This is a genomic window from Pseudomonas sp. QTF5 (assembly GCF_000512695.2).
GTDB lineage: Bacteria > Pseudomonadota > Gammaproteobacteria > Pseudomonadales > Pseudomonadaceae > Aquipseudomonas.
This window is the reverse complement of the sequence record NZ_AZRW02000005.1, coordinates 186295-206345: the sequence shown is the minus strand read 5'-3', so window position 1 is coordinate 206345 and position 20051 is coordinate 186295. Positions and strand designations below refer to the sequence as shown.

Annotated in this window: 19 protein-coding genes; 9 read left to right on the top strand and 10 right to left on the bottom strand. The window is 59.2% G+C overall.

Features of this window, described 5'->3' with window-relative positions; translation table 11 throughout:
* The first annotated feature begins 1 nt into the window (after position 1).
* Genes IC37_RS06405 through IC37_RS06395 form a run of 3 tightly spaced genes read left to right on the top strand, consistent with a single transcriptional unit; the run spans position 2 to position 1514 of the window.
* Positions 2–499 carry a DUF4376 domain-containing protein gene (locus IC37_RS06405; RefSeq protein WP_256580681.1) on the top strand — a complete coding sequence of 166 codons (498 nt, stop codon included), beginning with the start codon at positions 2–4 and terminating at the stop codon, positions 497–499.
* Positions 500–501: 2 nt separating this feature from the next.
* On the top strand, positions 502–702 hold the full coding sequence (locus IC37_RS06400; RefSeq protein ID WP_081729410.1) for a Com family DNA-binding transcriptional regulator: 201 nt from the start codon (positions 502–504) through the stop codon (positions 700–702).
* Positions 663–1514 carry a DNA cytosine methyltransferase gene (locus tag IC37_RS06395; RefSeq protein ID WP_030132015.1) on the top strand — a complete coding sequence of 284 codons (852 nt, stop codon included), beginning with the start codon at positions 663–665 and terminating at the stop codon, positions 1512–1514. Before IC37_RS06400 ends, IC37_RS06395 begins: the two co-directional genes overlap by 40 nt.
* 140 nt (positions 1515–1654) lie before the next feature.
* Here IC37_RS06395 and IC37_RS06390 read toward each other — a convergent pair whose 3' ends face one another.
* Positions 1655–2839, bottom strand: a complete 1185-nt coding sequence (locus tag IC37_RS06390) for a thiolase family protein (RefSeq protein WP_030132014.1) — start codon at positions 2837–2839, stop codon at positions 1655–1657.
* 105 nt (positions 2840–2944) lie between these two features.
* Positions 2945–4468: a polyphosphate:AMP phosphotransferase gene (gene pap / locus IC37_RS06385; protein WP_030132013.1), complete on the bottom strand. Its 1524-nt coding sequence runs from the start codon at positions 4466–4468 to the stop codon at positions 2945–2947.
* A 322-nt stretch (positions 4469–4790) separates the two neighbouring features.
* On the opposite strand from pap, the gene mnmC reads away from it, so the two are divergent.
* From mnmC to IC37_RS06360, 5 genes are all read left to right on the top strand, one after another.
* On the top strand, positions 4791–6773 hold the full coding sequence (mnmC, locus tag IC37_RS06380) for a bifunctional tRNA (5-methylaminomethyl-2-thiouridine)(34)-methyltransferase MnmD/FAD-dependent 5-carboxymethylaminomethyl-2-thiouridine(34) oxidoreductase MnmC (protein WP_030132012.1): 1983 nt from the start codon (positions 4791–4793) through the stop codon (positions 6771–6773).
* Between the two features lie 123 nt (positions 6774–6896).
* On the top strand, positions 6897–8669 hold the full coding sequence (locus IC37_RS06375) for an N-acetylglutaminylglutamine amidotransferase (protein ID WP_030132011.1): 1773 nt from the start codon (positions 6897–6899) through the stop codon (positions 8667–8669).
* Positions 8670–8672: 3 nt separating this feature from the next.
* Complete coding sequence (gene ngg, locus IC37_RS06370) at positions 8673–10418, top strand: N-acetylglutaminylglutamine synthetase (protein ID WP_030132010.1); 1746 nt, start codon at positions 8673–8675, stop codon at positions 10416–10418.
* A gap of 68 nt (positions 10419–10486) precedes the next feature.
* Positions 10487–11677, top strand: a complete 1191-nt coding sequence (locus IC37_RS06365; RefSeq protein ID WP_030132009.1) for an osmoprotectant NAGGN system M42 family peptidase — start codon at positions 10487–10489, stop codon at positions 11675–11677.
* 206 nt (positions 11678–11883) lie between these two features.
* The gene (locus IC37_RS06360; protein WP_030132008.1) at positions 11884–12111 is read left to right on the top strand and encodes a YheU family protein; all 228 of its coding nucleotides are present in this window, start codon (positions 11884–11886) and stop codon (positions 12109–12111) included.
* Positions 12112–12116: 5 nt separating this feature from the next.
* On the opposite strand, the gene csrA is transcribed toward IC37_RS06360, so the two are convergent.
* From csrA to IC37_RS06345, 3 genes are all read right to left on the bottom strand, one after another.
* Entirely contained in the window at positions 12117–12302 is a 186-nt protein-coding gene (gene csrA, locus IC37_RS06355) for a carbon storage regulator CsrA (RefSeq protein WP_030132007.1), read from the bottom strand.
* Positions 12303–12456: 154 nt separating this feature from the next.
* Complete coding sequence (locus tag IC37_RS06350; RefSeq protein WP_030132006.1) at positions 12457–12789, bottom strand: YnfA family protein; 333 nt, start codon at positions 12787–12789, stop codon at positions 12457–12459.
* Between the two features lie 64 nt (positions 12790–12853).
* Positions 12854–13669 carry an SDR family oxidoreductase gene (locus tag IC37_RS06345; RefSeq protein WP_030132005.1) on the bottom strand — a complete coding sequence of 272 codons (816 nt, stop codon included), beginning with the start codon at positions 13667–13669 and terminating at the stop codon, positions 12854–12856.
* A gap of 293 nt (positions 13670–13962) precedes the next feature.
* On the opposite strand from IC37_RS06345, the gene IC37_RS06340 reads away from it, so the two are divergent.
* Complete coding sequence (locus IC37_RS06340; protein WP_033864998.1) at positions 13963–14115, top strand: DUF3309 family protein; 153 nt, start codon at positions 13963–13965, stop codon at positions 14113–14115.
* 59 nt (positions 14116–14174) lie between these two features.
* On the opposite strand, the gene IC37_RS06335 is transcribed toward IC37_RS06340, so the two are convergent.
* The 5 genes from IC37_RS06335 to IC37_RS06315 all read right to left on the bottom strand — a co-directional run bounded on the left by IC37_RS06335 (position 14175) and on the right by IC37_RS06315 (position 19921).
* The gene (locus tag IC37_RS06335) at positions 14175–16268 is read right to left on the bottom strand and encodes an LTA synthase family protein (protein ID WP_030132004.1); all 2094 of its coding nucleotides are present in this window, start codon (positions 16266–16268) and stop codon (positions 14175–14177) included.
* A 603-nt stretch (positions 16269–16871) separates the two neighbouring features.
* Entirely contained in the window at positions 16872–17474 is a 603-nt protein-coding gene (locus IC37_RS06330) for an START domain-containing protein (RefSeq protein ID WP_030132003.1), read from the bottom strand.
* A 39-nt stretch (positions 17475–17513) separates the two neighbouring features.
* The gene (locus IC37_RS06325) at positions 17514–17768 is read right to left on the bottom strand and encodes a YkgJ family cysteine cluster protein (protein WP_030132002.1); all 255 of its coding nucleotides are present in this window, start codon (positions 17766–17768) and stop codon (positions 17514–17516) included.
* A gap of 158 nt (positions 17769–17926) precedes the next feature.
* A complete protein-coding gene (locus tag IC37_RS06320) occupies positions 17927–18394 on the bottom strand; it encodes a hypothetical protein (protein ID WP_030132001.1) in 468 nt (155 codons plus the stop codon).
* 87 nt (positions 18395–18481) lie between these two features.
* Positions 18482–19921: a PLP-dependent aminotransferase family protein gene (locus tag IC37_RS06315; protein ID WP_030132000.1), complete on the bottom strand. Its 1440-nt coding sequence runs from the start codon at positions 19919–19921 to the stop codon at positions 18482–18484.
* Between the last annotated feature and the right edge of the window lie 130 nt (positions 19922–20051).

The window sequence follows — 20051 nt, the reverse complement described above, 5'->3', positions numbered from 1 at the left end:
CATGTGGGCACGTATAGAAAACGCAACAGTAGCTGAAGTTACAAACATCGACCCGCAAGGACGGTTTCATCCCTCTTTAATTTGGGTAGCTTGCTCCGACGACACACGGTCAGGCATGCAATACGTGAATGGATTGTTCACCGTAACGCCTAGAGCGCCAGCCGACGATGCCGCGCAAATTGCGGCCGTGCGCTATCGGCATGAAGTAGCAGGCATCACCGTCAACGGCGTTCGTATTGATACCCACCGAGCAAGCCAAGCGTTGATCACAGCAGCCGCGCTATCTGCGGTGCTCAATCCGGCTTATGCCTGTACCTGGAAGGCGCTAAGCGGGCCGGTAGAACTGAATGCAGCGCAACTGATCGACCTAGCCAAAGCCGTGCGGGTCCACGTCCAGGCCTGTTTCGATCGCGAGTGTCAGTTGCTTGCTGCATTGGCTAAAGGGACTTACAAGGCGGCCATGCTCGATAAGGGGTGGCCAACAGCGCAAGGGGCATAACCATGCAGGAAATTCGCTGTGGCGAATGTCACCGCAAACTCGCCGCCATCCGTGGCTTCATCGAACTACAAATCAAGTGCCCGCGCTGCCGGACACTCAATCACCTGAAGGCCCCGAGCCTCCTATCCGAATGCCCTGAGCATCTGTCCATTAAAGAGCAGACATGCCCCAGCCCACCATTGGAAGCCTGTTCGCAGGCATAGGAGGTTTTGATGTCGGATTCGAAAACGCAGGCTACCGCACCACCTGGCAAGTGGAACTTAACCCCATCAACCGGGCTGTGCTTGCCGATCGATTTCCTCACGCCGCCCAATTCGAAGATGTCCGCCACTGCGGCGCCCACAACCTCAGCCCCGTCGACGTCATCACCGGCGGCTTTCCCTGCCAAGACATCAGCCTGGCCGGCGCCAGACCCAGCAACAAAGACACCCGCGGCCTGCGCGGCCAACGAAGCGGCCTATTCTGGGAAGTCATACGAATCCTCAAAGAGACACAACCTCGCTGGGTGGTGCTTGAGAATGTCGTTAACCTGCTCGCTATCAACGATAGCCAAGACTTTGAAACAGTCATCGGGGCCCTTGCGCAATGCGGGTATGTGGGATTCTGGCGAGTGCTTAATGCTCAATATTTCGGAGTCCCCCAGCAACGTCGTCGAATATTCCTGGTCGCAGGTCATCGACGAATGCCCCCCATCGAGCTGCTGGCTGACGCTGCGCCAGTGGAAGCAATACCTCCAGCGTCTAGCAAGATCCAATGGCCACGCCCCGCGGATGCATGGGCTGCCAATACTCTATTGGCAAACAAAGCAGGCTCACAAATCGCTATGGGCTGTACCACTTTCGTCGCTCAACCGCACGGATGGCATCAGATGGCTGAGCGGCAGCGAGCGTCTGAAGATGATGGGTTTTGCCTCGGACTGGATGCGTCCAACCTTGCAGAGGCTTTCGCTGCCGGAAACGCCGTCGTTACGCAAATCGCGCAATGGATTGCCGAAAAGCTAATCAAAGCAGGCTGAAAAACAAAAGACAGCGGGGACTATCGTCTCCGCTGCCTACCCAACCACCTCAGCTTTCGCAATTCTCTTGCACCAGACGCAAAAAAACTAAACCCTATTTACCTCGCGCCAGAGCCCGAGTTTTTCGCGCTCGGCATCACTTAACGCACCGCCTCAAACAACCCCGTAGCCCCCATCCCGCCCCCCACGCACATGGTGACGATGCCGTAGCGCAGGTTTCGCCGCTGCAACTCACGCACGATGTGCCCGACCTGACGCGAACCGGTCATGCCGAACGGATGGCCGATGGAAATCGAGCCGCCGTTGACGTTGTATTTGTCGTTGTCGATTTCCAGTCGAGTGCGGCTGTACAGGCATTGCGAGGCGAACGCTTCGTTGAGCTCCCACAAATCGATGTCGCTAATCTGCAAACCCTTGGCCTTGAGCAATTTCGGCACCGAGAACACCGGGCCGATACCCATCTCGTCCGGCTGGCACCCGGCCACGGCAAAACCGCGGAAGAAGGCTTTGGGCTTGAGCCCCAGCGCCAGGGCTTTCTCCAGGCTCATCACCAGGGTCATCGAAGCGCCATCGGACAATTGCGACGAGTTGCCAGCGGTCACTGAGCCGTCTTCGGCAAACACCGGTTTCAACCCGGCCAGACTTTGCAACGTGGTGTCCGGGCGGTTGCAGTCGTCGTGGTCGACGATGCCGTCAAGGATCTGCACTTGGCCGGTGACCTTGTCCTCAACGCGATACTTCACCGCCATCGGTACGATTTCATCGTTGAACAACCCGGCGGCCTGCGCCAGGGCGGTACGTTGCTGGCTTTGCAGGGCGTATAAATCCTGCTCTTGGCGACTGACGTTGTAACGACGCGCGACGATTTCGGCGGTCTGGCCCATGGGGAAATAGATGCCCGGCACCTGCTCTTTCAGCAGCGGGTTGATCAGGTTGTCGGTGTTGACGCTTTTCATGGTCAAGCTGATCGACTCGACACCACCGGCGACGATGATGTCGCTGCAGCCCGAAGCGATCTGATTGGCGGCAATGGCGATGGCCTGCAAGCCTGACGAACAGAAGCGGTTAAGGGTCATGCCACCCGTGCCGATGCCCAAGTGCGACAGCACCGCGACGTTGCGGCCGATGTTGAAGCCCTGGGCGCCTTCGTTGGAGCCGGCGCCGACGATGCAATCCTCGACACTGGCCGGGTCGACGTCATTGCGCGTGAGCAACGCATTGACACAGTGGGCCGCCATGTCGTCCGGACGGGTCATGTTGAACTTGCCGCGAAAGGATTTGGCCAGGCCGGTCCGCACGCTGTCGACGATCACCACTTCACGCATGGCATACACCTCATTGTTGTTGTCAGTCAGGAGTTGGACCGAGCATAAGTCCACCCCCTGACCGACCGCGACAATCATTCACCTCGCGTATGCGCAGCCATCGGTTCAGCGCTTGCGCTTTTGCAGTTTCTTCTCGCGTTTGTCGGACTTTTCGAAGGCCTCTTCCAGCGCCTGGTTAATGGTGCGCAAGACCTTGACCCGTGCCCAGCGCTTGTCGTTGGCTTCCACCAGGGTCCAGGGTGATATCTCGGTGCTGGTGCGATCGACCATATCGCCGACGGCGGTGCGGTAGTCGTCCCATTTGTCGCGATTGCGCCAATCGTCCTCAGTGATCTTGAAACGCTTGAAGGAGATCTGTTCACGCTCCTTAAAGCGTTCCATCTGAGTTTCCTTGTCGATGGCCAGCCAGAACTTGACCGCGATCACCCCGGCATCGGCTATCTGCTCTTCGAAGTCGTTGATCTCGCCATAGGCGCGCAACCAGTCCGCTTTGCTGCAATAGCCTTCGATGCGTTCCACCAGCACCCGGCCATACCAGGAACGGTCGAACACGGTGAATTTGCCCCGCGCCGGAATATGCCGCCAGAACCGCCAGAGATATGGCTGCGCCCGTTCTTCCTCGGTAGGCGCGGCGATCGGCACGATGTTGTATTGGCGTGGGTCGAGCGCCGCGGCCACCCGACGGATCGCCCCGCCCTTGCCTGCCGCGTCGTTGCCTTCGAACACCGCGATCAACGCGTGGCGACGCATGCGCTTGTCGCGCATCAGCCCGGAAAACCGTGCCTGCTCGGTAATCAGTTGTTCTTCGTAGTCGTCCTTGTCCAGATGCAGGGTCAGGTCCAGGCTGTCGATCAGGTTGAACTGATCGACGCTGGGGACCAAGGGTGCGGCGCTGACTTTGTCTGGGTGAATCCTGGGCCTCTTCAGCGCGCTCTGCAGGCCCTCGAGCAGGATCTTGCCGACCGCCAGGCTGCGATAGCGCGCGTCCACGCCGGCGATCACATGCCACGGCGCATAGTCGCGGCTGGTGCGGCGCAGCACCCGTTCACCGTACTTCACGAACTTGTCGTAGGTCGCGGATTGTTGCCAGTCTAGCGGGCTGATGCGCCAGCTATGCAGCGGGTCGTCGGCCAGTGACTTGAGCCGCGTTTTCATCTGTTTTTTGGAGAGGTGAAACCAGAACTTGAAGATCAGCGCGCCCTCGTCGCACAACATCTTCTCCAACCGCTCGGCCCCGTTGATGCTTTGATCGAGTCGTGGATCCTTGAACAAACCATGAACCCGTCCCTGCAGCATCTGGCTGTACCAGTTGCCGAAGAAAATCCCCATGCGGCCCTTGGCCGGGAACATTCGCCAGTAGCGCCAGGCTGGCGGTCGCGCCAGTTCTTCGTCGGTCTGTTGATCGAAGGTACGGACCTCGATCGAGCGCGGGTCCATCCATTCGTTGAGCAACTTGACCGTCTCTCCCTTGCCGGCGCCTTCGATGCCGTTGATCAGAATGATGACCGGAAAGCGCTGTTGCTGGCGAAGTTCGAACTGCGCTTCGAGCAAGGCTTCACGCAACGCCGGCACTTCGGCTTCATAGGTTTCTTTGTCGATGACATGACCGATTTCAGCAGATTCGAACATGGAGCGGCTCCTTCCAGGATTGAGCAAGACTAGCGGATTGACTGCTCATGTGTAGGACAAATCAATCTGAAGGCTGATACAAATCCTGTGGCGAGGGAGCTTGCTCCCGCTGGGTCGCGAAGCGGCCCCAAAGCCATAGACCGCGGTTTTTCAGATTGATCGCGTCGCGAGTTTTACGACTGCTGCGCACCCGAGCGGGAGCAAGCTCCCTCGCCACAAAAGCGACGATTTCCCCTGACACAACCAATGTGGCACTTGCCATGAATCAAGCGCCGTAACGGCGATCGGCTAGAATGGCCACCTTGCCGTTGCCGAGCCTGCCATGAAACCTGTATTGCCCCACGCCCAGCTCGACTGGGACGACCAAGGTCGCCCGCGCTCGCGGGTGTTCGATGATGTGTATTTTTCCGACCTGTCGGGCCTTGAAGAAACCCGCTACGTGTTTCTGGAGCAAAACGATTTGCGTGACCGCTTCGCCGCATTGTCGGCGGGTGGGCGACTGGTGATTGGCGAAACCGGTTTCGGCACCGGGCTGAATTTCCTCTGTGCCTGGCAGTTGTTCGAACAGCACGCGGTGGCCGGTGCGCGACTGCATTTTGTCAGCGTCGAAAAATACCCGCTGAGCGCGCCCGATCTGCAACGGGCTTTGGCGTTGTGGCCAGAACTCAAGCCATTCGCCGATCAATTGCTGGCGCAATACGTAGCGATCCATCAGGGCTTTCAGCGCTTGGTGCTGGACAACGGCCGCGTCACCCTGACCTTGCTGATCGGTGATGCGCTGGAGCAGTTACCGCAACTGGATGCGCAGATCGACGCCTGGTTTCTCGACGGTTTCGCCCCGGCGAAAAATCCCGACATGTGGACCGCCGAATTGTTTGCCGAACTGGCTCGCCTCGCGACTCCCGGCTCGACCATCAGCACCTTCACCAGCACCGGCTGGGTGCGCCGCCTATTGAACGCGGCGGGCTTCAAGATGAAGCGCACGCCGGGCATTGGCCATAAATGGGAAATCCTGCGGGGCACGTTCCTCGGTTGGCCAGAAGAGGCCCCTAAACCAGCCGCGACAAAACCCTGGTTCGCTCGCCCACAACCGCTGACCGGCGAACGCCGCGCTCTGGTGATCGGCGCCGGGCTGGCCGGTTGCGCCAGTGCCGCCAGCCTCGCCGCGCGGGGGTGGCAAGTCACTCTGCTGGACCGTCACGCGGCACTGGCGCAGGAAGCCTCGGGCAATCCTCAAGGTGTGCTGTACCTCAAGCTTTCGGCCCATGGCACGGCGTTGTCGCAATTGATCGTCAGCGGTTTTGGCTACACCCGACGTCTGCTGGAACAATTACAGAGTGGCGTCGATTGGGACGATTGCGGGGTCTTGCAACTGGCCTTCAATGCCAAGGAAGCCGAGCGTCAGGCGCAATTGGCTGCGGCCTTTTCACCGAGCCTGGTGCACCTGCTCGATCAGCCCCAGGCCCAGGCCCGGGCCGGCATCGAATTGGCACACGGCGGCTTGTTCTACCCTGAAGGTGGCTGGGTTCATCCGCCCGCGTTGTGTCAGTGGCAGGCGTCCTCAACGAACATTCAGTGGCTGCCCCATCGCGAGGTGCTGGAACTGCGCAAGGTCGATGATCAATGGCAGGCCTGGGACGGCGATGCACTGCTGGCGAGCGCGCCCGTGGTGATTCTTGCCGGCGCCGCCGAGATCAAGCGGTTTCCACACAGCGCCGACCTGCCCCTCAAACGTATTCGCGGCCAGATCACCCGACTGGCACAAACCCCTGAAAGCCAGAGCCTGGCGACCGTCGTCTGCGCTGAAGGCTATGTGGCACCTGCTCGCCTGGGCGAACACACCCTCGGCGCCAGCTTCGATTTCAAAAGCGATGAGCTGACCCCCACCGTCGCCGAACACCTCGGCAACCTGGCGTTGCTCGAGGAAATCTCCACTGACCTGGTCGCCCGTCTGCATGTTCCAGACCTGGACCCGAAACGGCTTGAAGGTCGTGCGGCATTCCGCTGTACCAGCCCCGACTATCTGCCGATCGTCGGGCCACTGGCCGAACAAAGCGCCTTCGCCGAGGCCTATGCCGCGCTGAGCAAAGATGCCCGACAAGTGCCCGATGTGCCCTGCCCATGGCTCGAGGGGTTTTACGTCAACAGCGGTCACGGTTCTCGCGGTTTGATCACCGCGCCGTTGTCTGGCGAGCTGTTGGCTGCGTGGCTTGAAAACGAACCGTTGCCGCTGCCAAAAACAGTGGCCGAGGCCTGCCATCCCAACCGTTTTGCCTTGCGCCAATTGATCCGCGGAAAAGCCTGACACGCAGCTTTATAACTTATCGGTCTAAAACTCCAGGGATTCACATGGGTCAGTTTCCGAGTACCCGCCGTTTTTGGCGCGTATCGATTGACCCTCCCCAACGGAAAAAACCGGTAAGGACTTATGTGCGGATTAGCTGGAGAATTACGTTTCGACCATCAACCTGCGGACCTCGCAGCCATTGAACGGATCACCCATCACCTGGCCCCTCGCGGCCCTGACGCATGGGGTTTCCACAGCCAGGGGCCGATTGCCCTGGGCCATCGGCGCCTGAAAATCATGGACCTGTCGGACGGCTCGGCCCAACCGATGATCGACAACCAACTGGGTCTGTCCCTGGCCTTCAACGGCGCGATCTACAACTTCCCGGAACTGCGCACCGAGCTGGAAAGCCTCGGTTACGCCTTTTATTCCGGCGGTGACACCGAAGTGCTGCTCAAGGGTTATCACGCCTGGGGCGAAGCGCTGTTGCCCAAACTCAACGGCATGTTCGCCTTCGCCATTTGGGAGCGCGACGCCAAACGTCTATTCATTGCCCGCGACCGTCTCGGCGTGAAGCCGTTGTATCTATCGCGCACCGGTCAACGCCTGCGCTTTGCCTCGGCCCTGCCGGCATTGCTCAAGGGCGGCGACATCAACCCGATCCTCGACCCGGTGGCGCTCAATCATTATCTGAACTTCCATGCGGTGGTCCCGGCGCCGCGCACCTTGCTGGCGGGCATCGAGAAACTGCCTCCGGCGAGCTGGATGCGCATCGACGCAGACGGCACCACCGAGCAGAAAACCTGGTGGACCCTGCCCTACGGCCCAAATGCCGACGAACTGAACCTGACCCTCGAAGACTGGCGCGATCGCGTGCTCGACAGCACCCGTGATGCGGTGGCGATCCGTCAACGGGCGGCGGTGGATGTAGGCGTGCTGCTTTCCGGTGGCGTCGATTCGAGTTTGCTGGTGGGCCTGTTGCGCGAAGTCGGGGTCGAAAACCTGTCGACCTTTTCCATTGGTTTTCAGGATGCCGGTGGCGAACGTGGTGACGAGTTTCAATATTCGGACCTGATCGCCAAACACTACGGCACGCAGCACCATCAACTGCGCATCGACGAAAAAGAGATCATCGACCAACTGCCCGCGGCATTCCGCGCCATGAGCGAGCCGATGGTCAGCCATGACTGTATCGCGTTCTATCTGCTGTCTCGCGAAGTGGCCAGGCATTGCAAGGTGGTGCAAAGCGGTCAGGGCGCGGACGAGTTGTTCGCCGGGTATCACTGGTATCCGCAGGTGGATGGTGCGAGCGATCCGTACGCGGCGTATCGCGAGGCGTTTTTCGACTGCAGCTACGTCGACTACGCCGCCACGGTGCAGCCGAAATGGTTGACGGCCAACGACGCGGCTGGCGACTTCGTGAAGGAGCATTTCGCCCAGCCCGGTGCCGATGCAGCCGTGGACAAAGCCCTGCGTCTGGACAGTACCGTGATGCTGGTGGATGACCCGGTCAAACGGGTCGACAACATGACCATGGCTTGGGGTCTGGAAGCGCGTACGCCGTTTCTCGACTATCGCCTGGTGGAGTTGTCGGCACGGGTGCCGGGCAAATTCAAACTGCCGGATGGCGGCAAGCACGTCTTGAAAGAAGCGGCGCGCCTGGTCATTCCGAGTGAAGTGATCGACCGCAAAAAGGGCTACTTCCCGGTCCCTGGCCTCAAACATTTGCAGGGCGATACGCTGAACTGGGTGCGTGAACTGCTACTCGATCCGAGTCAGGAACGTGGCCTGTTCAACCCCGCCATCCTCGACCGCCTGCTGACCGATCCGCAAGGTCAACTGACCCCGTTGCGCGGTTCCAGGCTGTGGCAATTGGCGGCCCTGAACCTGTGGCTCAGCGAACAAGGAATCTGATCGATGAAACCTCATGCCACGGCTTATAGCCAACGCTTGTTGCGCGGTCAGACGCCCTCTTACGAACGTTTGCAGGCGCGCCTGGCTGAAGACCGCAGTGAATTGGGCGCCGCGCCAATCGCGGTGCACTGCGGCTGGGGCCGGTTGCTGATCGGCCATACCTTTCCCGATGCCGCGAGCCTGGCCCAAGAGTTGCTCAATGAGCAGCCCGGTGAGCGGGATATCGCCTTGTACGTCGCCGCGCCCCAGCAAGTGCTGGGGCTGGAACCGGCGCAGCTGTTTCTCGATCCCTCCGACACCTTGCGCCTGTGGTTCAGTGATTACCGTCAGGCCACTCGGGTGTTTCGCGGCTTCCGCATCCGTCGGGCGCAAAGCGAGGCGGACTGGCAGGCGATCAATCAGCTGTATCAGGCGCGCGGCATGCTGCCGATCGATGCGAGTTTGCTGACGCCTCATCACCAGGGCGGCCCGGTTTACTGGCTGGCCGAAGATGAGGACAGCGGCGCGATCATCGGCAGTGTCATGGGCCTGAATCATCACAAGGCCTTCAATGACCCGGAAAATGGCAGCAGCCTGTGGTGCCTGGCGGTCGATCCGCAATGTTCCCGCCCAGGCGTCGGTGAAGTGCTGGTGCGGCACTTGATCGAACACTTCATGAGCCGTGGCCTGAGTTACCTGGACCTGTCCGTGCTGCACAACAACCGTCAGGCGAAAAGTCTTTACGCCAAGCTCGGCTTTCGCAACTTGTCGACCTTCGCCATCAAGCGCAAGAATGGCATCAATCAGCCGTTGTTTCTCGGCCCCGGCCCCGAAGCCGAGTTCAATCCGTATGCGCGAATCATCGTCGAGGAGGCTCACCGACGCGGTATTGAAGTGCAGGTAGATGACGCCCAGGCTGGCCTGTTCACCTTGATTCACGGCAGTCGCCGGGTGCGTTGCCGCGAATCACTGAGCGATCTGACGAGCGCCGTCAGCATGACGTTGTGCCAGGACAAAAGCCTGACCCACAAGGTGCTGAAAAACGCCGGACTCAAACTGCCCGCCCAACAACTGGCGGCGAGCGCGGATGACAATCTGGCGTTTCTCGACGAGCACGAACGGGTGGTGGTCAAACCGCTGGACGGTGAACAGGGCCAAGGGGTGGCGGTGGATTTACGCACCATCGAAGAGGTCCAGCAAGCCATCGAAAATGCCCGCACCTTCGACAGTCGAGTGCTGTTGGAAAGCTTCCATGAAGGCCTCGACTTGCGGATTCTGGTGATCGGTTTCGAAGTGGTCGCGGCCGCCATTCGCCGTCCGGCGGAAGTGGTGGGCGATGGTCAGCATTCCATCGGTGCGCTGATCGAAGCCCAGAGCCGTCGCCGTCAGGCGGCGACCAGCGGGGAAAGCAAAATCCCGCTAGACCATGAGACCCAGCGCACCTTGCAGGATGCGGGTTACGACTACAGCTGCATTCTGCCGGCCGGCGAGCATCTGTTCGTGCGGCGCACGGCGAATCTTCATACCGGCGGCATGCTTGAAGACGTCACGGCGATTCTGCATCCGACCTTGGTGGATGCGGCAGTGCGCGCGGCGCGGGCGCTGGATATTCCAATGGTCGGGCTCGACCTGATGGTGCCGGCCGCTGATCAGCCGGAGTATGTGTTTATCGAAGCCAATGAGCGCGCCGGGCTGGCCAACCATGAACCGCAGCCAACGGCCGAGCGGTTTGTGGATTTGTTGTTTGCGCATAGTCAGCCGGCGGTTTAGCTCCCCCCTCATGATCATTCCCACGCTCTGCGTGGGAACGATCAGCTCTCAACCCATCAGGAGTTTCCATGACCCGCAAAATTCCCGAACCGGATCTCAATTATCTGCAAAAAGTCCTGCTGGAAATGCTCGCCATTCCCAGCCCCACCGGGTTCACCGACACCATCGTGCGTTACGTCGCCGAGCGTCTCGAAGAGCTGGGCATTCCCTTTGAGATGACCCGTCGCGGCACCATCCGCGCCACCCTCAAGGGCAAGAAGAACAGCCCGGACCGCGCGGTCTCCGCTCACCTGGACACCATTGGCGCGGCGGTTCGCGCAATCAAGGACAACGGTCGCCTGACCCTGGCACCAGTCGGTTGCTGGTCCAGTCGTTTTGCCGAGGGCAGCCGCGTCAGTCTGTTCACCGACAACGGCGTGATCCGCGGCAGCGTGTTGCCGCTGATGGCTTCCGGGCACGCGTTCAATACTGCCGTGGATGAAATGCCGATCAGCTGGGATCACATCGAATTGCGTCTGGACGCGTACTGCGCCACCCGCGCCGATTGCGATTCGCTGGGGATCAGCGTCGGTGATTTCATTGCCTTCGACCCGTTGCCGGAGTTCACCGAAAGCGGCCACATCAGCGCCCGCCACCTCGATGACAAGGCTGGCGTTGCCGCACTGCTGGCGGCGCTGAAAGCCATCGTCGACAGCGGCGAAGAGTTGATGATCGACTGCCATCCGCTGTTCACCATTACTGAAGAAACCGGCAGCGGTGCGGCGGCGGCCCTGCCCTGGGATGTCAGCGAATTCGTCGGCATCGACATCGCGCCGGTCGCGCCCGGCCAGCACTCCAGCGAACACGCGGTGAGCGTGGCAATGCAGGATTCCGGCGGGCCTTATGACTATCACCTGTCACGCCACCTGCTGCGCCTGGCCAGCGACAACGAACTGCCGGCGCGCCGTGACCTGTTCCGCTATTACTTCAGCGATGCTCACTCGGCGGTCACTGCTGGCCACGACATTCGCACCGCCCTGCTCGCCTTCGGTTGCGATGCCACTCACGGTTACGAGCGCACCCACATCGACAGCCTCGCCGCCCTCAGCCGCCTGCTCGGCGCCTACATCCTCAGCCCGCCGGTATTCGACAGCGATGCACAACCGGCCAAGGGATCGCTGGACCGGTTCAGTCACCAGATCGAACACGAGACGCAGATGGAAAGTGATACCCGGGTGCCGTCGGTGGATAGTTTGATTGGGCAGCGTTCAGAAGGTTGAGTTTTACCTGTAAATATTCGGTGTGTGAACGATCGTCTTCGCGAGCAAGCCCGCTCCCACAGGTGACCGAGTTCTTTCATAGGAATGCGGTCGAATGTGGGAGCGGGCTTGCTCGCGAGGCGGCCTGGCAGGCAACTGTTCAGACCGGACTAGCCGCCCCCCTTCATTCGCCGTAGCATCGCGCCATTGTTTAGCCGAGGTGCCTTATGCTGATCCCCCACGACCAACTTGAAGTCGATACCCTGACCCGTCTGATCGAGGATTTCGTGACCCGTGACGGCACGGACAACGGCGATGACACACCGCTGGAAACCCGCGTCTTGCGTGTTCGTCAGGCATTGACCAAAGGCCAGGCGTTGATCGTTTTCGATCAGGAAAGCGAGCAATGCCAGTTGATGCTCAAGCACGACGTGCCCAAGCATCTGTTCGACTGAGATTCTTAACGGGCTTTGGCTTTGGCCTGTTTGATCTGGATGCGCTCATAGACTTCGGCGCGATGTACGTTGACCTGCTGCGGCGCTTCAACACCGAAGCGCACGCTGCTTCCGTTGACGGCGAGAACCCGCACGGTAATGTTGTCACCAATGGATATCAATTCGCCCACAACGCGACTAAGTACAAGCATGGCATTCATCCTTCAGGGTTACCGGCCCTTGAAGATGCCCGGCGCGTAGCGGGTCTTCAATGCAACGACAACAAAACAGTCTCGCCCTACAGCGCAGGATGCAGAGCCCTGAAGGACTTATCCGACAAACCGGTTTGAATGAAGGACCGATCCTTCAGGCAGCGGAAAAACGCGGGCCAAACAGAATGACACTCGCCCCGATCACACACAGCGCCACGCCAATCCAGTCCGAGCCCAGTGGACGAATCCGCTCGACCACCGCCAGCCAGCCGATCGACGCAATGATGTAGATGCCACCGTAGGCGGCATAGGCGCGGCCGGCGTAGCTCGCTTCGACCCGCGTCAGCAACACCGCGAACAAGATCAGGCTGAGCAACGCCGGGATAATCCACCACGCGCTTTTACCTTGGCGCAGCCACATCCAGAAGGCGAAGCAGCCAGCGATTTCGAACAGCGCGGCGAGGAAAAACCACAGGTAATTGAGCATGCAGATGTCTCGTTGGGATGGCCGATGGCGGCCACCCTAACGACGGTATTGCGCACGGGCAAGTTCAGCTTGCGGATTGTTTGGCCTTGGCGCGCATCTTGTCGGCCATCACGGTCATTTCGTTGTAGAGCAATTGCGGGTCTTTTTGTTTGATCGCCCAGGCCATGCGGCCCTGTTCGTGAGGCAAGATCAAGAATTCGCCGACGGCGACCTGCTGATAAATGTAGTCGGCAATATCGGCAGCGGTGATTGGCGAGCTTTCCAGCAATTTACCGACCTGGGCTTTCATGGCCGGGGTCGGGCCGCGGAAGGAGTCCAGCAAATTGGTCTGGAAGAACGACGGACAGACCACATGCACACTGACTTCCTCGTGGGCCAGTTCGATCAACAGACTTTCGGACAAAGCCACCACCCCCGCCTTAGCCACGTTGTAGTTGCTCATGGCCGGGCCTTGCATCAGTGCCGCCATCGAGGCGATGTTGATGATCTTGCCTTGGCTTTTCTCCAGCAGCGGCAGGAAAGCCTTGCAGCCCTTGACCACGCCCATCAGGTTGATCGCGATCTGCCAGTCCCAGTCTTCCAGCGACAACTCACTGAAGAACCCGCCCGAGGCCACTCCGGCGTTGTTGACGATGACATCGATGCCGCCGAACTTCTCTTCACAGGCTTGGGCAAAAGCCGTCAGCTGGCTGTAGTCGCGCACATCGCAACGCTGGATGAACCCGTCGCCGCCGGCTTCGCGAACCAGCTTCAGGGTTTCTTGCAGGCCGGGCTCACTGACATCCGACAAGGCCAGCTGCCAGCCTTCACGCGCCCAGCGCAGCGCGATTTCGCGACCCAGGCCTGAGCCCGCGCCAGTGATCATCATGCGATTTTGCATAGCAAACAGCCTTGTTGTTCCGGGGAAGATGCACCGAGTGTAGCGAAGGATACTGCGCCACCCACGCTCCATCAGATTGCTGAATGGCCCGCAATGAACCACGGCGCGGTCCGGGTGTTTCAACTTTGAGACGCAATAAAAGAAATAAGCGTGCTTGCCAAATACATTAAAAAAAACTGGAATTTTTCTTCATATCCATGAGTCGGATTTCGTAAGCAGCTAGGATTAATACAAGTCCAGCTGATGGCTAAAACCCTAGGTCAATCCACAACGCTTCCAACAAGGAAACAGACATGGGCACAATTCTTATCGTTATCCTTATCATATTGCTGATAGGTGGTTTGCCGGTCTTCCCGCACTCCAGAAGTTGGGGTTACGGCCCGTCCGGCATCATCGGCGTGGTGTTGGTGGTGCTATTAATCCTGCTGCTACTTGGCAAGATATAAAGGTTTTGCCGGCAAAAAAAGAGGCCCTGCGAAGGGCCTCTTTTTTATTGCGCAAAAATTTAGTCCGGCTTGCCGTCAACCACACCGGCGGTGTTATCGATCAGGCTTTTGGTAGCCGTCTGAATGAACGACTCAAGTTTCTGCTTGAGCGCCGCTTCGTCAGCCGATGCCGGGATCACTTCACCTTTCGGATTGGCGCCCAGTTCGTATTGATACAACTTCGGCGGCATCTCTTTGGGCAGTACCAGCACGCGATCCCCGGTGAGCAATGCAACCGTCTGATCACTACCCGACGGTTTGATCACGCCAAAGCCCTTATCGCCTTCCGGCAGGTTCAGCAAGTCGCGACCCCAGCATTGATGAACCACGTCGCCACCGATCCGGCCCATGATGGTCGGCACGACGTCGATCTGGGTGCCCACGGTGTGGTCAAGTTGACCAAATTTTTCCTGGACGCCCGGCCCGATCATCAGCATCGGTACGTTGAAGCGGCCCAGGTCCATTTCGGTAATTTGCTGTTCATTGCCAAAACCGTGGTCGCCGACAACCACGAACAGGGTTTCCTTGAAGTACGGCTCTTTGCGGGCCTGTTCAAAGAACTGACCCAACGCCCAATCGGAGTAGCGCATGGCGGTCAAGTGTTCGTTCAGGTTGCCACGATCGGTCACGCGCTCCACCGGCAATGGCGTCGGCAAGGCGTACGGCGTGTGGTTGGACAGGGTCTGCAGCAAGGCATAGAAAGGCTTTTTGTCCTTGCCATCGCGGGCCTTCAATTCCTCCAGACCACGGTTGAACATGTCTTGGTCGGACACCCCCCAGGTCGGATCGGAGAACACCGGGTTGACGTAGTCATTGCGCCCGATGAAATTGGTCATGCCCTGGTTGCTGAAGAAACCCGACTGGTTGTCCCAGGCGAAGTCGCCGTTGTAGACGTACACATCATCGTAGTCGCGGGCGCTGAGCAACTGCGGCAGGCCGGACAGTTTGTGGCTGCCTTCAGGCGTCTGCATCAGGTATTCGAAACCCGGCAGGTTCGGGAAGCAGGCCATGGTGGCGAACATGCCCTGGTGGGTATGGGTGCCATTGGAGAAGAAACGGTCGAACAACAGGCCTTCTTTCGACAGTTTGTCGAAGTACGGTGTGATTTCACCCGGACGACCCAGAGCGCCCACCGAGTGACCGGCGAAGCTTTCCATCAGGATCACCACGACGTTCTTGATCGGCAGTGTCTTGTTGGTGTCGGGGCTATAGTTGCGACGCACCGCGGCGGTCTCGGGATCGACCAGCTTATCGCTCGAAGTCAGCAACAAATCGCGCACGGTCTGCTGGGCCAGAGGCTGTGGCAGCGTGGCTTTCCAGACATTGTCGCGATGTTCGGACATCCGGCTCTTCGCCGCCGCGATCAGCGACAGCGTGCCGTTAAGGCCCAACTGGTTGGCGAAGTTCGAGTCGGTGGTGTAAACGTCACCCCAACGCATCGGCGGTCCTTGACGCAAGGTGCCACGAGCCGCGACCACGCAGACCAGCAGGCAGACCACGAACACCACGCCACGCGCATACCACGGAGCGACCTGCCGCGTGCCAATGCTGCCACCGCTGAACGGCCCGCGAGGACGCGTGGCGCGATCGGCGCCCTTGAACGCGAGGGTCAGAATCAACGTGCCCACGGCCCAGGCCAACAGGTAGCGAACCACCGGAAAACCGTACCAGAGCATGCTCATCACGGTTTTCGGGTCTTCTTTCACGTATTGGAAGACCAGACCGTTGAGGCGCTGGTGGAACTCGCGGTAAAAGTCCATCTCCATCAGGCCGAGGAACAGCGCGATGCTCGAGGCAACGGTCAGCCACAGCCGGAAGAACCCGCGGGCGGCCATGGCCCGGGCGCTGAACAATGCCAGCAGCAGCGGAATGCTGAGGTAAACCACCAGACGCAAGTCGAAACGCAGGCCGTTGGCGAACGCTTCCAGAAAGGTCGAAGCCGGTGTATCGAGGATCATCGAGCTGTTGTAGACCAGCAGCGCCACGCGCAGCAGGCTGAACATGACCATCATGACCAGGGCACACAACAGTGTGTAGGCCAGATGCGATTTGACGGTCGGTTGCAGCAGGCGACTAGAAGCTCGCTGCTGACTCAGGGCGTCCGGGTTTGCCATGTCGTTTTAGGACCCATTGGAAGTTGAAGTTTCAAAAATACAGCGGCGCCTTGCCTGATGCTGGTCGGTCAACCTGTGGGAGCGGGCTTGCTCGCGAAGGCGGCGGCACAGTCAACATTGATGTCGTCTGACACACCGCTTTTGCGAGCAAGCCCGCTCCCACATGAATTGCGCTTGACTGACCGGCATCAGCTGTCTCGCCCTCTGTTGGCCATCCTCGGCCCCGGGGCTTGCGCGGTGCGCAAATGTTGCACGATCACCCGCGGCATTACCATTGATTACTGACCCGCAGGCCCGACTGTCGCTTGCAGCGTTCCGGGACAAGAGACGTGACGCAAAGTTGCGGAGGCTGACGGGTTGGGGCGCGGGTGAATTGTCTTGGAGGCTTTGTGAAAATTTCGTTCAACGCATATCCAGAAACAAAATAAAGCCCCGATACTGAACCTGTGGCGAGGGAGCTTGCTCCCGCTGGGCCGCGAAGTGGCCCCATTCTCTACCTAAAAAAGAAGGGGACTGCTGCGCAGTCCAACGGGAGCAAGCTCCCTCGCCACAGGTTACTCATCGGGCGTTTGTCGAACAGGCTATATCAGAAGAGTCGGGTGGTTACTTCTCGGCGCGTTCTTTCAGGGCTTTGAGGGTATTGAACGGCGCATCGACCACAAACTTGTTGGCCAACCACGACGGCACACTGCCGCCGGGTTCGGTATGGGCCTGATAAGTCACTTCGACTTGATCGCCTTTAGGCACGAGCTTCCAGAAACCTTTGACTTGGGCGACCCGTACAAAACCTTTTTCTTCCGGAATGTATTTGGGCTGCCCTTCCAGCTCGCGGGTCAGGCTGCCATCGGCGCCTTCAGCGGTGGTGACATGCAACACGGAGTCGCGAGGAGTGACCGGCCAAGGGGTATTGAACTGGGTGTAGGTCCAGCTCTGGTTACCTTCATGTTTGAGCAACTTCTGAGTCTTGCACTCGTGAATCCATGCACAGGCACCTGGCACGTCTTCCTGCAATGCACGCAATTTGGCCATGGTGGTCTTCATGACGGTCACGCCACGGAAAGCCTTGTACTGGGAACCGGCCACTTCACTCAAGGACACCTTGATGCCCTCTTCTTCCTTGGCAGTTTTCCATTCTTCGGCCTGGGCCGTGGAGGCCAGCAAAACCGTCAAACCACACAGCACAGCCATACGATGCAGCGAACCCATAGTCTTATTCCTTATTGTTGAAATTCCGTTCGATGAACATCACGCAGCCGTCATTTGTTCCCACCAGCCCAGCAACCTGATCGCTTCGTCGCTACTGCTTCCGCAGACCTCGATATCGGCTTCAAATGCCGAACACACCGCAGGACGTTCCGGCTTGCCGAAAATGCCGCACAGGTTATCGACAGACAGCTGTACGCAGCGCTCTCCGGCGGCTTTGCCATTGGGCATGCCGGGAATCGGTGAACTGATGGAAGGGGCAATGCAACAGGCGCCACAACCTTCACGGCATCTCATGACGACAAGCTCCTCGCGACGGGTAAAGGGACGTGGCACAGAGTAACGGCTAAAACGACTGTTTTAAATTACCTGAGCCCGGGTTTTTTCGTTCAAACGAACGTGACTGACCAGTCTCCGACAAAGCGTCTGGTCCGCGGGTCACGAATGGGAAGGATTTACTGCTTGAACTCGAATTCCAGTGCCGCGCCTTCAACTTCCCGACGCTCTTCATTGCGCAGTTGCAGCTGCATTTCGTTGCTGAGCAGACGACCGTTGAGCTGGAACGGGCTGCTCTTGTCACCGAACATTTGCGGCAACAGCGCATCGCGTCGGGGCAACTGTACCGTGCCGACCGGCTTCAGTTCTTCGACCATGTCCTTGGGCAAGCTCAAGTCGAGATTTGCGGAAGGGAGTTTGGTTTTCACGACTTCACTGGCCGGTTTCGACTTGGAAGCAATGGGGGAACGTTTTTTGACTGCAGTAGCCTTCTTTTTGGCCGGCGCGGCTTTTTTGACCGGTGCCGTTTTTTTCGCGGTTGTGCTGGCTGCCGTTTTTTCCTGAACGGAAGCCGCCATGACGCCTTCCGCGTGACAGGTCATCAACAGGCAGATCAACAACCAGGCGGCAGGAAAAATCGGCTTCATGGACCCAACGGCGTGAACGGCAGAAGTTTATATGCTCGCCTGTTGGAGGCGACAAGACAAGCGGGCAGTTCAGAACTGCCCGGCCGATCAAAAACCGCTCGTCGTCTCCTGACAAAGTTGCGTCGCCAGCAACCCCAACGTCATCAATGCACGCTCGGCTTCACGGTTCCAGGGGGTGCCACAGTTCAGGCGAATGCAGTGATTGAACTGCTCGGTGTTACTGAAGATCAGCCCCGGCGCAATACTGATGCCCTGTTGCAACGCACGCACATGCAGTTCCTGCGTGTTGACCCGTCCCGGCAGGCTGACCCATAGAATGAAACCACCGGTGGGCCGGCTCATCTGCGTGCCTTCCGGAAAGTACTGCTGCACCGCCAGCTGAAAAGCACTGAGGTTCTTGCGGTATTCCTGACGGATGTAGCGCAAATGCCGGTCGTAGCCACCGTTCTCCAGATAGGCCGCGATGCCCATTTGCGTGACGCTGCAAGCCGAATGGGTGCTGAAGGTTTGCAAGCGCTGGATTTCCTGCTGGTACTTGCCGGCAATCATCCAGCCGATGCGCACACCGGGCGACAGGGTTTTGGAGAAACTGGAGCAATAGATCACTCGATCCAGCCGGTCATAGGCCTTGAGCGATTTAGTGCGGCCCTGCTCGAACATCAGCTCGCCATAAATATCGTCTTCGACGACCTGGATATCGAAATCCGAGGCCAGACGCAGCAGTTGTTTCTGCCGCTCTTCAGGCATGGTGCCACCCAAGGGATTGCTCAGGCGGGTGGTCAGCACCAGCGCCTTGATCGACCACTGGTTGGCTGCCAATTGCAGGGCTTCGAGGCTCATGCCGGTAGCCGGGTCGCTGGGGATCTCGATGACTTTCAGCCCCAGCAGGTCAGCCAGCTGCAGCAAACCGTAATAGGTTGGCGACTCGGCGGCGATCAGATCGCCCGGCCGGGTCAACACGCGCAGAGACATCTGCAACGCATCGACGCAGCCGTGGGTGATCACCACTTCCGACGGATCGACCACCACGCCGGCATCGCGCATGCGGATCGCCACTTGCCGACGCAACGGCTCGAAGCCGGGGCTGAACATGTAGCTGAACGCTCGGGGGCTATGGAAACGGGTGACTTTGGCCAGTTGCTGATGCAGCGCCCGCACCGGCAGATAGTCGACGCTCGGTACGGCCGCGCCCAATGGGAAGACGCCTTCGCGGCGGGATTCGACCAGTACTTGCTGGATGATGCTGCTGCGGGTGACCAGGCCAGGGCGCTCGACCCGGGCAATATCCGGGGTTGGCGCCGTGAGCGCCGGCGTCTGGTGCACGTAGTAACCGGATTGCGGCCGGGCACGAATCAGCCCCTGATCCTCAAGGTTGGCGTAGGCCTGCAACACCGTTGCATGGCTGACGTTGAGCTGCGAGCTCATCTTGCGCACCGAAGGCACGCGCTCCCCCGGTTGATAGACACCGCGGCGGATGTCTTCAGCCAGTTGCTGAGCAATTCGTTGATAGAGCAAGAGATTGGTCATGACGCAGCACTCGATTTCACGGGCATTTTATTCTTGTGTGAAACAATACCGGAACAGTTTAGAAGTGTACTGGGACAGTTGCCACAATAGTCGACCGTACAGTCCATTGTCAGCAAAAACTGTACTGTGG

Coding starts and splice junctions, on each gene's coding strand:
- mnmC (WP_030132012.1), top strand. CDS start 4,791: ATGAAACCTGTATTGCCCCACGCCCAGCTCGACTGGGACGACCAAGGT.
- IC37_RS06325 (WP_030132002.1), bottom strand. CDS start 17,768: ATGAGATGCCGTGAAGGTTGTGGCGCCTGTTGCATTGCCCCTTCCATC.
- IC37_RS06315 (WP_030132000.1), bottom strand. CDS start 19,921: ATGACCAATCTCTTGCTCTATCAACGAATTGCTCAGCAACTGGCTGAA.
- pap (WP_030132013.1), bottom strand. CDS start 4,468: ATGTTCGAATCTGCTGAAATCGGTCATGTCATCGACAAAGAAACCTAT.
- IC37_RS06405 (WP_256580681.1), top strand. CDS start 2: ATGTGGGCACGTATAGAAAACGCAACAGTAGCTGAAGTTACAAACATC.
- IC37_RS06350 (WP_030132006.1), bottom strand. CDS start 12,789: ATGCTCAATTACCTGTGGTTTTTCCTCGCCGCGCTGTTCGAAATCGCT.
- IC37_RS06340 (WP_033864998.1), top strand. CDS start 13,963: ATGGGCACAATTCTTATCGTTATCCTTATCATATTGCTGATAGGTGGT.
- IC37_RS06320 (WP_030132001.1), bottom strand. CDS start 18,394: ATGAAGCCGATTTTTCCTGCCGCCTGGTTGTTGATCTGCCTGTTGATG.
- IC37_RS06345 (WP_030132005.1), bottom strand. CDS start 13,669: ATGCAAAATCGCATGATGATCACTGGCGCGGGCTCAGGCCTGGGTCGC.
- IC37_RS06330 (WP_030132003.1), bottom strand. CDS start 17,474: ATGGGTTCGCTGCATCGTATGGCTGTGCTGTGTGGTTTGACGGTTTTG.
- ngg (WP_030132010.1), top strand. CDS start 8,673: ATGAAACCTCATGCCACGGCTTATAGCCAACGCTTGTTGCGCGGTCAG.
- IC37_RS06335 (WP_030132004.1), bottom strand. CDS start 16,268: ATGGCAAACCCGGACGCCCTGAGTCAGCAGCGAGCTTCTAGTCGCCTG.
- IC37_RS06365 (WP_030132009.1), top strand. CDS start 10,487: ATGACCCGCAAAATTCCCGAACCGGATCTCAATTATCTGCAAAAAGTC.
- IC37_RS06390 (WP_030132014.1), bottom strand. CDS start 2,839: ATGCGTGAAGTGGTGATCGTCGACAGCGTGCGGACCGGCCTGGCCAAA.
- IC37_RS06400 (WP_081729410.1), top strand. CDS start 502: ATGCAGGAAATTCGCTGTGGCGAATGTCACCGCAAACTCGCCGCCATC.
- csrA (WP_030132007.1), bottom strand. CDS start 12,302: ATGCTTGTACTTAGTCGCGTTGTGGGCGAATTGATATCCATTGGTGAC.
- IC37_RS06395 (WP_030132015.1), top strand. CDS start 663: ATGCCCCAGCCCACCATTGGAAGCCTGTTCGCAGGCATAGGAGGTTTT.
- IC37_RS06375 (WP_030132011.1), top strand. CDS start 6,897: ATGTGCGGATTAGCTGGAGAATTACGTTTCGACCATCAACCTGCGGAC.
- IC37_RS06360 (WP_030132008.1), top strand. CDS start 11,884: ATGCTGATCCCCCACGACCAACTTGAAGTCGATACCCTGACCCGTCTG.